Origin of the sequence: Mucilaginibacter rubeus, from assembly GCF_014643835.1 — a bacterium.
Lineage (GTDB): Bacteria > Bacteroidota > Bacteroidia > Sphingobacteriales > Sphingobacteriaceae > Mucilaginibacter > Mucilaginibacter rubeus.
The window spans coordinates 110,347-123,356 of record NZ_BMKD01000006.1; the positions used below are offsets into that span (position 1 = coordinate 110,347).

Consider the following 13,010-nt stretch of genomic DNA (forward strand, 5'->3'; position numbering starts at 1 on the left):
CAATATGCAGGAAATTAATTTACCTAAAGTAATTTTTGGAACCAGTGGATTAGGAAATTTATATGTAGCACTTCCAGATGATGTTAAATGTGCTATTGTTGCCGAAAGTATCAGGCATTCTCCTAAACCGGCTGTATTTGACTCGGCAGGGAAATACGGCGCGGGGCTCGCGCTCGAATCGTTGGGAAAGGCTTTGGCAATACTAAATGTCTCCCCATCGGAGGTACTGATCAGTAATAAATTGGGCTGGCTGCGTACAGCGTTAAAAAGCCGCGAACCTACTTTTGAACCAGGTGTTTGGCGCGACCTGAAATATGACGCCGTTCAGCGAATAAGTTATGAAGGCATCCTGGAATGTTATGAACAGGGAAATGAGTTGCTGGGCAATTATCGTGCAGAACTGGTTTCTGTACATGACCCCGATGAGTACCTAAATGCAGCAAAAGATAAACAGGAACAAGCACAACGCTATCGGGACATATTGGAAGCCTACCGTGCGCTGAATGAATTGAAACTGAATGGCAAAGTAAAAGGTATTGGTGTAGGTTCGAAAGACTGGCGGATCATCAAAAAGATAACGCAGGATGTAAAATTGGATTGGGTAATGATTGCCAATAGCATGACAATTCATAGCCATCCGCCAGAATTAATTGAATTTATGCAGGAGCTTGAAAAGCAAGGAACTTTGATCATTAATTCCGCCGTTTTTAACGGCGGCTTTTTAACCGGGTCTGATTATTATAACTATCGGTTAACTGATCCGGTAAAAGACAAACATTTACATCGTTGGCGAGAGTTGTTTTATGGCTTATGTGCAAATTATAAAATAAAACCGGCGGATGCCTGCGTGGCTTTTGGGTTAAATGCTCCAGGCGTTAAAAGTATCGCCCTGAATACCACAAATCCCGACAGGGTTGCACAAAATGTTTCGCTGGCTTCATTAAAGATCCCAACACAATTTTGGAAAGAAATGAAAGAATATGGCTTAGTTGACGAATCATACGCTTCCGCTTATCTGTAAAAATTAAATATCACTATGAAAAGATACTGTTTGGCCCTCGATTTAAAGGACGATCCGCAACTGATAGCGGAATATGAACATTGGCATAAGGCTGAAAATAGCTGGCCGGAAATACGCAAAAGCATACTGGACGCGGAAATTCTTGATATGCAGATCTATCGCACGGGAAACCGGTTGTTTATGATCATGGAAACGAGCGACCATTTTGAGTCGAAGAAAAAAGAAGAAATGGACGCGCTAAATCCTAAAGTACAGGAATGGGAGCAACTCATGTGGCTATTTCAACAACCACTACCCTGGGCAAAAGAAGGAGAAAAATGGGTGATCATGAAACAGATTTTTCAACTTTAAGAACGGATGATATACGGATAATATTGCGAAGAAACAGGGCTGAACGATTCATTGCGCAACGCTCAACCGTCAACATAAGATACTGATTTTAAATAAATTAAAAAAATAACACAACTTCAAATTTCGGGCATACAACGGGAAAGACACAAATCATAGCGGTCTTTCCCGTTTTCAGCTATCGGGTTACTTAGTATTTATGATTTTCGGCTAAGGACTAAACACCAATTTATCGTCAGCACCACATCAGTTAATTATTTTCACTTCGCCGTTAATTACCTCGAATGGTATCCATAAATAACCGGATTTCTCCAGGTCAAGTTTGTTCCACAAATCTCCCATGAAGATAAAATTTGAAGGTTTTCCGTTTATCGGCAAAACATAATTTCCCTGTGCAAAGAATGTTTGTTCTGCATTAGCACCGCTGCAGGGGTTGCCTATCTCAGTCCACGGCCCCATTATACTATCAGCAGTTGCGTAAGATGCCGCATTGGGGCTCCAACCTGAGCATCCCGAAGTGATCAGGAAATATTTGCCGTTATTTTTGAAAAGTGCCGGGCTTTCGCGGTTTCTGTCGATCAGAATCCGGGTGTAATGTTCCGTTGGCTTCAAATAATCATCTTTCAGCTGGCAAACATGCATAGTGTTGTTACCTTCGGACGAATAAACAACGTAGGCTTTCCCATCGGTATCCTTAAAAAGTGTCATGTCACGCAGCATTTGGTTGTTTGGTTTGATACTGCCCAGGTATGTGTATGGCCCCCCGGGCGAATCGCTTATGGCAATACCGGCCTTTGAATCCTGGTAATCATTTCTGTCATTATGGAACCACATCACAAATTTTTTGGTTTTCTCATTGTAAAGCACCTTGGGCCGTTCAATTACCCTGCCAGTATCCAGATCATTTGACGGGTCACCTGTCACAGATCTTAATGCAGTTCCCAGATTTTTCCAATGTTTCAGATCCGTCGACGAATAACATGACACCCCGCCTGCAGGAACCCGGTAATCTTCCCAGCTTTGCCCGGGGACCAGCCAGGTTTTGCCTTTTTTAATTTCGCCAAACAGGTAATATACCTCATTATAATAAAGTACCCCTGCCCCATGAGCATTAATCTGATTTCCATCAGTGTCCTTAAAGTCTCCGCCCGAAATCATATTTTGCGACCGTGCCTGGTTATTGAAAAATATTGATAAGATCAGGATCAGTACTGTATACTTCATATATTTTGTTTTCTATTTAACAGATCGAATAGCGTTTAAAAATAGGTAAAAAAAAAGGATGGTTACTCTACACTCAACCGTCCTTTTACTTTGCGCCTCACTATAAAAAGTGATTGTGATCACTTTTTATAGTGAGGCGCATCATATTGAAGACTAAATTCATTCGTGATCTTTGTCATTAAACAAGGAAACGCTGATGGAGAATGCCGCGCTGCTAAAAGCAATTATTGAAAATGCCATAGACGGCATTATTACCATAAACAGCCACGGAATTATCGAATCTATTAATCCGGCAGCATGTAATCTGTTTCAATACAGCCCCGGCGAAGTAATTGGTAAAAATGTATCTGTTTTAATGCCCCCGCCCGATAAAGATCTGCACGATGGTTATATAAACCGTTATCAAAACACGGGCAAGGCGCACATTATAGGTTTTGGCCGCGAAGTTAAGGGTTTAAAAAAAAATGGCTCCGTATTCCCTTTCCGCCTGGGAGTAAGTGAAGTGCAGCTTTCAGGCCGAAAAGTCTATACCGGTTTTATCCATGACCTCACACGCGAAAAGGAAGCAGAAGAAAGATTAAAGGAGTACGCCGTCCATTTAGAAGAGCTGGTGGAGGAGCGTACAATTTCTTTAAAGCACTCGGTAACCGAACTGCTGCAGGCTAAAGAAGAGGTTAGCCTGTCATTAGAGAAAGAAAAAGAACTTGGACAGATGAAAAGCCGTTTTGTATCAATGGCCTCGCATGAATTCAGGACCCCGTTGAGCAGTATCCAGTTATCGGCCATCCTTGTTGAAAAATATGCGCAGGAGTTTAGCAATCCTAACATCAGCAAACACATCGCCAAAATAAAAACATCAGTAGGTAACCTTACGGGTATCCTGAATGATTTCCTGTCGCTCGAAAAACTTGAAGCCGGTAAGGTCGAGCCTGTATTTACCGAATTTAACCTGGTAAAATTTGGTGAGGAAATAACAGAAGAAATGCAACTGGTAGCCAAACAAAACCAAAATATCATTTATCAGCATACAGGTACTACCAGTGTTTTTAGATTGGATCCGGCACTATTAAAAAACTGCATCATTAACCTGATCAGCAACGCCATCAAATACTCGGGCGAAAATACCTTTATTGAATTTAACACGGAGGTAGCCAGCGATCAGTTGGTTGTTGTGGTTAAGGATAATGGTATAGGCATCCCTGAAAGTGACCAGAAGCACTTGTTTGAAGCTTTTTTCAGGGCGCATAATACAGGCAATATATCAGGTACAGGTCTCGGCCTTAATATAGTGGCGCGCTACGTTGGCCTGATCAACGGCACGGTGCAATTTGAAAGCAAAGTTAATTACGGAACATCATTCACGCTCACATTTTCGCAATCATGAAAAAAAGTATCCTCATTATTGAAGACAATACCGATATAAGAGAAAGCACCGCCGAAATACTGGAGCTTTCCGGCTACCTGGTATTACAGGCCGGTAACGGTAAAATTGGTGTGGACTTAGCTATAAAGCATAAACCCGACCTTATTTTGTGCGATATCATGATGCCCGAACTTGACGGGTATGGCGTATTATTCATGCTCAGCAAATCGCCCGAAACGGATAATATACCCTTTATATTTTTAACCGCAAAAGCCGAAAGGGTTGACTTTAGAAAAGGCATGGAAATGGGTGCCGATGATTATCTTACCAAACCTTTTGACGATATAGAATTGCTTAATGCCATTGATAGCAGGTTGAGCAAAAAAGAAAAACAACAGGCATTTTTTAGCAGGTCGCTGCAAAAAATAGAGCACCTGGCCATCAATTCGCGCAACGGTGCTGCCGAGTTAACCGCACTGATAGCCAGTCGAAAAATAAGGCAGATAAGAAAAAAACAAGTATTATTTTACGACGGCGATAGCCCGCAGGGAATTTACCTGGTAATGGAAGGCAGCATAAAAACGTTTAAACTGGCCGAAGACGGCAGGGAACTGATGACCGGCTTATACAAAGCCGACGACTACCTTGGCGTACATGCCCTGCTGCTTGATGATGCTTATGGCGAAACTGCCGAAGCAACCGAAGACGCGGCAATATGCCTGCTGCCGAAAGATACCGTTTTAACCATGCTTGACCGATATCCCGATGTTGGCCGGCAATTTTTGAAAATACTGTCAAACAATATCAAAGAAAAGGAAGAACAGCTAATCGAGCTGGCCTACCATTCAGTAAGGAAACGGCTGGCGCAGGTATTGGTAAGGCTGAACAAGCAAAACGGTGAAAAACATGAATTTAAAATATCAAGGGAAGAAATGGCATCAATGGCCGGTATGGCTACCGAAACGGTAAGCCGTACGCTTTCCGATTTTAAAGAGGAAGGCCTGATAGAAAAGAAAGGTGCAACCATCAATATAACAGACCTCAACAAGCTCGTAAAAATGAGAAACTGACAAAGGTCATTTTTTTCACTGACCGCACTCATGGTTTTGCCGGTGCCATCCGGGTAGTTTTGTTTAATATAAATGTGCACAGATGAAAGTTGTAGCTTACAGTATCAAGGCGTTCGAAAAGGAATTTTTGGCCAGAGCGAACCAAAAAAAACATGATATTACCCTTATCTCTAACCCGCTAAATTCTGAAACCGCGGTTTATGCCGAAGGTAAGGAAGCGGTGGTTGTTTTTACCAATGACGATGTATCTGCCTATGTTATCAACCAACTGGCCGATCTTGGCGTTAAATATATTGCTACCCGTTCGGTTGGTACAGATCATATAGATAAAGAAACAGCAGCTTTGCGCAACATAAAACTGGCCAATGTACCTGAATACTCGCCGCAGGCTATTGCCGAACATACCGTTGCCATGGCACTTGCCCTGAACAGGCATTTAACCGAATCAAATGCCCATAGCCACCTGTTTGATTTCAGGCTGAATGGCCTCATGGGGTTTAATTTATCAGGCAAAACAGTTGGCATTATTGGCCTGGGACATACCGGGCAGGCGGTTGCTGCTATCTTTAATGGCTTTGGCTGTCGTGTTATTGGCTATGATCCGATCGTCAAATCAAACTTGCCAGGAGTTGAACAAGTGTCTATGAATGACCTGCTTGCTACCGCCGATATCATTTCATTACATGCCCCCCTCAGCCCTGAAAACTACCATATGATCAATAATGACACCCTTGCTTTGATGAAAGATGGAGTCATGCTCCTGAATACTTCGCGGGGAGGGTTAATTGATACTGAAGCGGCATTACAGGCCCTTGAAATCGGCAAAATAGGCTATTTAGGACTCGACGTTTATGAAAAAGAAAAAGGCCTCTTTTTTGAGCAGCATCAACATGATACCGATAAGGACCCATTGCTTGAAAAACTGATGACCTTTAAAAATGTCCTCATCACCCCCCATCAGGCTTTTTTAACCAGTGAGGCATTACAGCAAATTGCTAATCAAACCATAAAAAATCTTGATCAGTGGCAGGCTAAAAAGTGCGTTGGAAATGCGTGTGTGTGTGCAAAAAACTGCAAAGCGACCGGTGAGCTATCAACGGTTGATACTACCAAAGCTTAATATTTATGAAAATCCCTCAGCACCTTATTGATAAATACAACGTTGCTGCTCCCCGTTATACCAGTTACCCTACGGTACCTTATTGGAACACTGAAAACTTCGACGAAGAGGAATGGCGAAAGTCAGTATCGCTTTCTTTTAAGGAAAGTAACGATCGTGACGGGATCAGCCTGTATATTCACCTTCCATTTTGCGAAAGCCTGTGTACCTATTGCGGTTGTAACACCCGCATCACCAAAAACCACCGGGTAGAAGAGCCATACATTAAAGCTGTTTTGATGGAATGGGCTATGTACCTCAATACCTTTGAAAGCAAACCCGTCATCAGGGAAATACACCTTGGGGGCGGCACACCTACATTTTTTAAACCCGAACACCTGGCCATACTGATCAATGGTATATTAAATTCATCAACTATCCACCCCCGGGCCGAGTTTAGCTTTGAGGCGCACCCCGCTAACACAACTGTTGATCATTTACAGGTTTTATACAATCTTGGTTTCAGGAGGATAAGCCTCGGCATTCAGGATTTTGATCCCAGGGTTCAGTTTATCATTAACCGGATCCAGAGTTTTGAACTGGTAAAACTGGTTACCCAGCAGGCACGACGGATCGGGTACACATCCGTTAACTTCGATCTGATATATGGCCTCCCGCTTCAAACCATCAACGGGCTAAAGGATACCATTGCCCAGGTGGCGAAATTAATGCCCGATAGGATCGCTTTTTACAGTTATGCCCATGTACCCTGGATAAAACCCGGCCAGCGCCGTTTTACCGAAAATGACCTGCCCGATGCCAATGAAAAAAGGGCTTTGTATGAATGCGGACGCGAATTATTTACAGCATTGGGTTATCATGAAATTGGTATGGACCATTTCGCCTTGCCAACGGATAGCCTTTACTTAGCTGAACAAAATGGTACGCTGCACCGTAATTTCATGGGTTACACCCATCAATATACCCAATTAATGATTGGTTTGGGCGTATCCTCCATAAGCGATAGCTGGTATGCCTTTGCCCAAAATGTAAAAAAAGTAGAGGAATACCTGCAATTAGTAAATGCCGGCCAGCTACCGGTATTTAAAGGACATATGCTTACGGCCGATGATCTGAGCATTCGCAGGCATATTTTGAATATCATGTGTAACGGCAAAACCTGCTGGAACCTGCACACTGAAGCAAGTGAAGCTTTTTTAGAAGGACTGGAGCGCATGCGCCAATTTGAACAGGACGGACTGGCTGAGCTAAATTCATGGTGTATTACTGTTACCCCCATGGGTAAACGCTTTTTACGCAACATATGTATGGCGCTTGATGCCCGCCTATGGGCCGACAAGCCCGCCACGCAGTTATTCAGCATGACGGGATAAGGCTTTGACCAACACCAATTATCAGTTAAACAAAGAAACCGGGAATCGATCCCGGTTTCTTTGTTTTAGATATTTAGCAATTGCAGTTTCTCTTCTGATGAGAGCAGATCCTTCAGCATCCGCTCCAGGTAATCCTGGGTTTGGTTGCTTATTTGTGGGATCAATTCTTTATAGTATGTGATACCCTGCTGTAATTGGTCTTTAAATTTGATCAGGTATTTTCCTTTCTTTTCGTTGAGGTTTGCTACATAGCCCGAAATGTCCTTTTTCAGGTAATCGATATAAAGGTTTAACTCATTGATAAACATGTTAGGGCGGGTTGCTGCCTCAAGCAGGTTGAAGCGCCCATAAATGTGGCCAACCATATCATCAAGCGTATACACTCCCGAAAAGAAGGCGATATTCGGTCCAGGACAAATGGTTACCGCCTTGTTTTCCCGGGCTTTCAGGATATCGTTTTTGATATAAGCGGATGCACAGAGCCCTTCGCATAAGCAAACCTTTTCGGTAACAGCATCTATTTGCTTTTGAATTTCAGCTGCCGGAAGCTCACTGTGTTTTAGCTGCTTTATTTTCAAATGCTGGTACTCACGTGATGCTGTGCAAATGGGATGTTCGGTAAACTCGGTATTTGATACTAAATATTTTTTATTGCAGGGACTGCCCGGCCTGCCATTTGCTATCCTGCTAAGTCTTTGCTCTTCGCCCGAGCTTTTGCTGAAGTTATTGAACAGGATACCCAGCGGCGATGACGAGCTTACATAAAAATCATCATGGCCGGCGCCTGCCAATTGTTGTAGCGTATGTTCATCAACGTTGGTGGCTTCGGGTACCAGCAGGAACGGACTGCCCCAACCGGTAGCATCCATCTGATAATGCTCCCGCAAAAAAACATCTTCCTGCATAGTGCCTATCCCACCTTGTACGCTGATCTTTTGCGCCGGGTTGGTCTCTGTAAAACCCCTTTCGGCAAGTGCCGGTTGATAAAGGGCAAGCAGTTCGTGCATCATGTGTTCCCGTTTCAGTTTAAACTCTTCCAGGATCGGCCCGAGCAGCAGGCCATCAGTAGCAAAAGCATGCCCGCCGCAATTCAGGCCCGATTCAATTCTGAATTCTGATACCCACAGCCCCTTCTTTGCTAAAAACTTTGCCTGGATCAGCGCCGAACGAAAATCGCTCACCTTTAAAACGATCCGTTTACGGAGCTCGTTATTGCCGTCAGGATAAAAACACTTAAAAGTTTCCAGGTAACTGTACAGCCTCGGGTTCATTCCCGCCGAAAGTACTACTGATGAATTCAGCTCGCTCTCAGCAAAGCCTTTTAAAGCAGCAAGGGCGTCGGTATGGGTATCGCCGGTATAATTGCCGTCCGCATCAAAGTTCATTTTATCAACTTTGGCCATGATATTTACATCAATAGCGCCTTTGTTCATTCTGGCGCGCAAAAGATCTTGAAAGATCTGTTTACGTTCCCCCTCAGGATACTCGTTCATCAGTTCGTAACCCTGCTTTAAAGGCGAAGCCTCCGGTAGCAGGTTAAAGTAACGGTCGATGTCCATTCCCTGGTTAAATGGCATTTGTTTAAGTTCTTCAAACTGCTTATTTACCAGCTCGTTTAATAAATTAAGATAGGCCATAATCCGTTTTGAACGGCTGTCGGGCCCATTTTTTAAAATAGGCGTAAATGGCAAACCATTTTGAGTTGAGTGATACTGCCGCATACGCTCAACGAGTTCATCATCAACAATTGAAACAACGGACGAGATACCGTACCGGGCCACTTTTAGCGGTGTATCAACAGAGTATCCCAAACCTAAAACAGGTATATGAAAGCTGTGCATATAATTAATTTAATATTATGTATTTAGAATAAACCAGGAGGCTCATCAATGTACCTCCGGTGTTACTTACAAATAACAGTTCCGCTGGCCGATGGCGGACTCAGATAAGGAATATCAAGCGCGAGCCCACGTAATAAAAACCAGGCGCCAAGGCATAGCATAAAATAGGGAACCACCCTGTTCATCTTTCTTCGGACGCCCTGGTTAACAAATCCACTGCCAACAGTGACCGCCAGCATTAAAGGCAGGGTACCTAAACCAAACCAAACCATATATTGCACGGAAGCACCCACTGATGAAGTGTTTACCGCACCGATGAGCGCCAGGTAAACAAAACCGCAGGGTAAAAAGCCATTCAGCAAGCCTATGGCTAAATGGCCGGCCCGATGCTGTAACGCATAAGTAAGCAACGCATTAAAAGGCTTCAGCAGCCAGTTACCAGTACTTTTGTTACTAATTTTCAACTTCCACAATCTTGAACCGGCCGCCAGCAGGATCAGTATCCCGCTAATGATGCTTACCCCCTGCTGCAAACCTGAAAGCCATAATTGCTTACCGATGAGCCCGGTTATTAACCCGAGGGTTGCGTAACTTATAGTACGCCCAAGGTTATATACCAACTTATCCCACAAGAGCAGCCAAAAGCTACTGTGGTTAATGGGGATAGCGAAGGCGAGCGGGCCGCACATTCCTATACAGTGAACACTACCGAATAAGCCTATAAAAAAAGCGATTTGACTGGGGCTCATGGTATAAATATTTCTTTGGTATACAGGTATTTTTTGCCGTTGTTTTCCCAATTAAAAACCAGTTGCCACCTACCTGGCTTTACATCAGTCAGAGGGATATTCACATTCCCCGCCAGGTTGCTCTGCAGATTGATATGTTTGTCCATTTTGCCGTCGTCCGGGCGCTTTAAATCTACTGCTCCCTTTACCGGGCCTGCAAACTTTACTAAAAGGATATTGTTATTAATGCTGATTGATGGCTGTGCTTTATCGTTAAGCACTTGCTTCTCTTTATCATAATCGGCATTAAACGCAAGCCCTTTTTCGTAATAATGCGAATCGACATCGTCGGGCTGCCTGAACATGGCAACGCCCATGGCTACAATGTAACTCATAAAAGCCAGCATGCCTATTACTATTCCTTTTCCCCAGTTCATATGCTTAATCATTTGTGGGTGCTATAAAATTTGTTTTAACAGATTGAACCACCTTGCCGCCAAGCAACAGGTTCAGTTTAATGGTAGTTTTGGCGGCATGTATTTTTGATGCAGGGAGCATGACAAAAAACACCGTTTTAGCCGATCCGCCCTTTGCAACCGGTCCGGGCGCCTGGATATAACTGATCTTAACAGCCGGATCATCCGCCCCTATCCTGATCGCTCTATCCTGATTGGTTTTATTAATGATTTCGGCATTATAAATATTACTGATGTAGCCGCCTGGCTGTTGCTGATAAAGCATTCCCGCACTGCGCATAACGGTGATATCCATATCGCTCCGGCTGAAAATAAAATAACCAAGTACAGCTACCAGCACGGTTATTACCGCGGTATATCCCATCATGCGCCCGGTAAACGAGGGCTTTTCTTTCAGCCTGATCATATTTTCGGAGAAGTAACCAATCAGGTTGCGGGGCTTTCCTATCTTGTCCATTACCTGGTCGCAGGCATCTATGCAGGCGGTACAGTTGATACATTCAATTTGAGTTCCTTTACGAATATCAATACCTGTAGGACAAACAGCAACGCACAGGCTGCAATCAACGCAATCGCCTTTCAGGTTAAAGGGGTCCGCGTTACGGCTTAACTTGCCCCGTGGTTCGCCACGCACATCGTCATAAGCTACTACTAAAGTGTGCTCATCAATCAATACACTTTGTAAACGCCCGTAAGGGCATATCAATGTGCAAACCAACTCACGTACCTGACTGTAAATCAAATAAAATACAATGGTGAATACCCATATACTGATAAAACCAACCCAGTGGGCTGTAACAGGCTCAACAATAATTTTAACAAGGCTTTCGCTGCCGATGATATAAGCAAGGAAAGTGTTGGCGATCAGAAAGGAGACCAATACAAACAAAGCATGCTTGGCTGTTTTTTTGATAATTTTTTCCCGTGTCCAGGCACCGGCGTCAAGCTTTTTACGCTTATTGGCATCCCCTTCTATCCAAATCTCTATCTTTCTGAAAACCATTTCCATAAATATGGTTTGAGGGCAAATCCAACCGCAGAAAATACGACCGAAAGCAATAGTAAATATTACCACGCAAACCAAAAAAACAAGTGAAGCCAGCATAAACAGAAAAATATCCTGCGGCCAAAACACCTGCCCCAGCAGTACAAATTGCCGGTCTATCACATTGAGCAGCAACAATGGCTGGCCATTGATTCGTAAAAACGGCCCTAAAAAAAAGAAAACGAGATAAAAATAACTTAACCAGCTTCTCCATTTATAAAACCTGCCTTTACGTACAAGCGGATACATCCACTGCCTTTTCCCGTTTTCTTTTGCCGCCAGTAAACCGTCCATAATCGTTATATTTTTGCTATCGTTTTGCCTTTTGCCGCAACGTCATCTGCATCTTTTTCGCCCTGCGGTTCTTTAGGATTGGCCGGATTGCTGCCATGCAATGATTTTATATAGTTTGCCACATCCGAGATTTGCTTGGGCGATAACTGTTTCTCCCAATTGGGCATCCCTTTGGCCTGTACGCCGTATTTTATGGTTTTAAATACATCATTGATCTTACCGCCGTGCAGCCAGTAATCATCGGTAAGGTTAGGGCCAACTACCCCTTGCGCGTGATCGCCATGACAAGGAACGCAGCTTTGTTTAAAAACCGCCTGCCCTGAGGCCAGTACAGCCTGATCGGTAACGAGTTTAACTGTGGTTTCGTCAACCCGGTTAGCGGCCTTGCTCAGGTATTCTTTTTTGGCAATGTCTGCCTGGGCCATCTCCGTTTTATATTCATCATATTGCAACTGCCCAACACCAAATACATGATAAATGAGTATGTAACCAATTGCAAAAATAATGGTGATATAAAACAGGTAGCTGAACCAGCCTGGAATAGGATTATTAAGCTCCTGAATACCGTCATAATCATGTGCTATGATCAGCTCCTTTTCTTCAGACATCGGTCTTAGCGACAGTAATTTGTTCCAAACCTCCGTTTTAGGCTTTTTAACTTTTTTGGCGGGTTTCATCTCCGCTATGATCTGCTCTTCTGTATACCCCTGCGCCCGGAGCGTTATTTTTGTCAATACCCTAAGCGCCCTGAGCAACACCAGCATTGCTACAATAAACAATGCCAGCATGGCTATAATTGCTCCATACCCTATCTCGTTCATCAAATCGCCCGGTATCAGGCTGTCATCGGCGGCCATTGCCGGATGTAACGGTATCATCAATACAAGTAAAATTAACAGGCGGCGGTATTTCATAAGTTGTAAGAATTAAGGGATTCACCATGACTATCCTTCAAAGGCAGATTACGCATATGGTCTACATGCTGTTTCCTGAGCCTGAAAAGCAGGATAGCTACTACAATAAAAAATACGAGGAAGATCCCCAGAGAAAATAACAGGTAACCCTGGGCACCCGAAATGTGTTCTGTAAATTGCTTAAACATTGCTT

13 protein-coding genes are annotated in these 13,010 nt (G+C 43.6%); 6 read left to right on the forward strand and 7 right to left on the reverse strand.

All coding sequences use genetic code 11. The features are described from left to right. Positions 1-4: 4 nt before the first annotated feature. A complete protein-coding gene (locus IEX80_RS19385) occupies positions 5-1,021 on the forward strand; it encodes an aldo/keto reductase (protein WP_188833839.1) in 1,017 nt (338 codons plus the stop codon). Positions 1,022-1,036: 15 nt separating this feature from the next. Further along, the gene (locus tag IEX80_RS19390) at positions 1,037-1,372 is read left to right on the forward strand and encodes an L-rhamnose mutarotase (protein WP_176628643.1); all 336 of its coding nucleotides are present in this window, start codon (positions 1,037-1,039) and stop codon (positions 1,370-1,372) included. A gap of 243 nt (positions 1,373-1,615) precedes the next feature. Here the strand turns inward: IEX80_RS19390 and IEX80_RS19395 are convergent, their stop codons facing one another. Beyond that, positions 1,616-2,593, reverse strand: a complete 978-nt coding sequence (locus tag IEX80_RS19395) for a glycoside hydrolase family 43 protein (RefSeq protein ID WP_188833840.1) — start codon at positions 2,591-2,593, stop codon at positions 1,616-1,618. 196 nt (positions 2,594-2,789) lie between these two features. On the opposite strand from IEX80_RS19395, the gene IEX80_RS19400 reads away from it, so the two are divergent. The 4 genes from IEX80_RS19400 (at position 2,790) to hemN (ending at position 7,519) form a co-directional block, all read left to right on the forward strand. After that, positions 2,790-3,977 (forward strand): PAS domain-containing sensor histidine kinase, encoded by a 1,188-nt coding sequence (locus tag IEX80_RS19400; protein ID WP_188833841.1) that lies wholly within the window; start codon positions 2,790-2,792, stop codon positions 3,975-3,977. After that, positions 3,974-5,026 (forward strand): response regulator, encoded by a 1,053-nt coding sequence (locus IEX80_RS19405; RefSeq protein WP_188833842.1) that lies wholly within the window; start codon positions 3,974-3,976, stop codon positions 5,024-5,026. Before IEX80_RS19400 ends, IEX80_RS19405 begins: the two co-directional genes overlap by 4 nt. Positions 5,027-5,108: 82 nt before the next feature. Beyond that, positions 5,109-6,146, forward strand: coding sequence for a 2-hydroxyacid dehydrogenase (locus IEX80_RS19410; protein WP_188833843.1), 1,038 nt, complete (start codon positions 5,109-5,111; stop codon positions 6,144-6,146). Between the two features lie 5 nt (positions 6,147-6,151). Then, complete coding sequence (gene hemN / locus IEX80_RS19415; RefSeq protein WP_188833844.1) at positions 6,152-7,519, forward strand: oxygen-independent coproporphyrinogen III oxidase; 1,368 nt, start codon at positions 6,152-6,154, stop codon at positions 7,517-7,519. Positions 7,520-7,584: 65 nt separating this feature from the next. Here hemN and IEX80_RS19420 read toward each other — a convergent pair whose 3' ends face one another. The 6 genes from IEX80_RS19420 to IEX80_RS19445 all read right to left on the reverse strand — a co-directional run bounded on the left by IEX80_RS19420 (position 7,585) and on the right by IEX80_RS19445 (position 13,005). Continuing rightward, positions 7,585-9,360: a hypothetical protein gene (locus IEX80_RS19420; RefSeq protein ID WP_188833845.1), complete on the reverse strand. Its 1,776-nt coding sequence runs from the start codon at positions 9,358-9,360 to the stop codon at positions 7,585-7,587. A 62-nt stretch (positions 9,361-9,422) separates the two neighbouring features. Next, positions 9,423-10,109, reverse strand: a complete 687-nt coding sequence (locus IEX80_RS19425; protein ID WP_188833846.1) for a sulfite exporter TauE/SafE family protein — start codon at positions 10,107-10,109, stop codon at positions 9,423-9,425. Beyond that, on the reverse strand, positions 10,106-10,525 hold the full coding sequence (locus tag IEX80_RS19430; protein WP_188833847.1) for a FixH family protein: 420 nt from the start codon (positions 10,523-10,525) through the stop codon (positions 10,106-10,108). Before IEX80_RS19430 ends, IEX80_RS19425 begins: the two co-directional genes overlap by 4 nt. Positions 10,526-10,529: 4 nt before the next feature. Continuing rightward, entirely contained in the window at positions 10,530-11,903 is a 1,374-nt protein-coding gene (gene ccoG, locus IEX80_RS19435) for a cytochrome c oxidase accessory protein CcoG (RefSeq protein WP_188833848.1), read from the reverse strand. A 5-nt stretch (positions 11,904-11,908) separates the two neighbouring features. Then, the gene (locus IEX80_RS19440) at positions 11,909-12,817 is read right to left on the reverse strand and encodes a cbb3-type cytochrome c oxidase N-terminal domain-containing protein (RefSeq protein WP_176628636.1); all 909 of its coding nucleotides are present in this window, start codon (positions 12,815-12,817) and stop codon (positions 11,909-11,911) included. After that, entirely contained in the window at positions 12,814-13,005 is a 192-nt protein-coding gene (locus IEX80_RS19445; protein ID WP_091170095.1) for a hypothetical protein, read from the reverse strand. The genes IEX80_RS19440 and IEX80_RS19445 overlap by 4 nt, the downstream gene beginning before the upstream one ends. Positions 13,006-13,010 lie beyond the last annotated feature (5 nt).

Bases quoted from the DNA above. Each gene is read 5' to 3' on its own strand.
- IEX80_RS19385 (WP_188833839.1), top strand. From the start codon at position 5: ATGCAGGAAATTAATTTACCTAAAGTAATTTTTGGAACCAGTGGATTA.
- IEX80_RS19390 (WP_176628643.1), top strand. From the start codon at position 1,037: ATGAAAAGATACTGTTTGGCCCTCGATTTAAAGGACGATCCGCAACTG.
- IEX80_RS19395 (WP_188833840.1), bottom strand. From the start codon at position 2,593: ATGAAGTATACAGTACTGATCCTGATCTTATCAATATTTTTCAATAAC.
- IEX80_RS19400 (WP_188833841.1), top strand. From the start codon at position 2,790: ATGGAGAATGCCGCGCTGCTAAAAGCAATTATTGAAAATGCCATAGAC.
- IEX80_RS19405 (WP_188833842.1), top strand. From the start codon at position 3,974: ATGAAAAAAAGTATCCTCATTATTGAAGACAATACCGATATAAGAGAA.
- IEX80_RS19410 (WP_188833843.1), top strand. From the start codon at position 5,109: ATGAAAGTTGTAGCTTACAGTATCAAGGCGTTCGAAAAGGAATTTTTG.
- hemN (WP_188833844.1), top strand. From the start codon at position 6,152: ATGAAAATCCCTCAGCACCTTATTGATAAATACAACGTTGCTGCTCCC.
- IEX80_RS19420 (WP_188833845.1), bottom strand. From the start codon at position 9,360: ATGCACAGCTTTCATATACCTGTTTTAGGTTTGGGATACTCTGTTGAT.
- IEX80_RS19425 (WP_188833846.1), bottom strand. From the start codon at position 10,109: ATGAGCCCCAGTCAAATCGCTTTTTTTATAGGCTTATTCGGTAGTGTT.
- IEX80_RS19430 (WP_188833847.1), bottom strand. From the start codon at position 10,525: ATGAACTGGGGAAAAGGAATAGTAATAGGCATGCTGGCTTTTATGAGT.
- ccoG (WP_188833848.1), bottom strand. From the start codon at position 11,903: ATGGACGGTTTACTGGCGGCAAAAGAAAACGGGAAAAGGCAGTGGATG.
- IEX80_RS19440 (WP_176628636.1), bottom strand. From the start codon at position 12,817: ATGAAATACCGCCGCCTGTTAATTTTACTTGTATTGATGATACCGTTA.
- IEX80_RS19445 (WP_091170095.1), bottom strand. From the start codon at position 13,005: ATGTTTAAGCAATTTACAGAACACATTTCGGGTGCCCAGGGTTACCTG.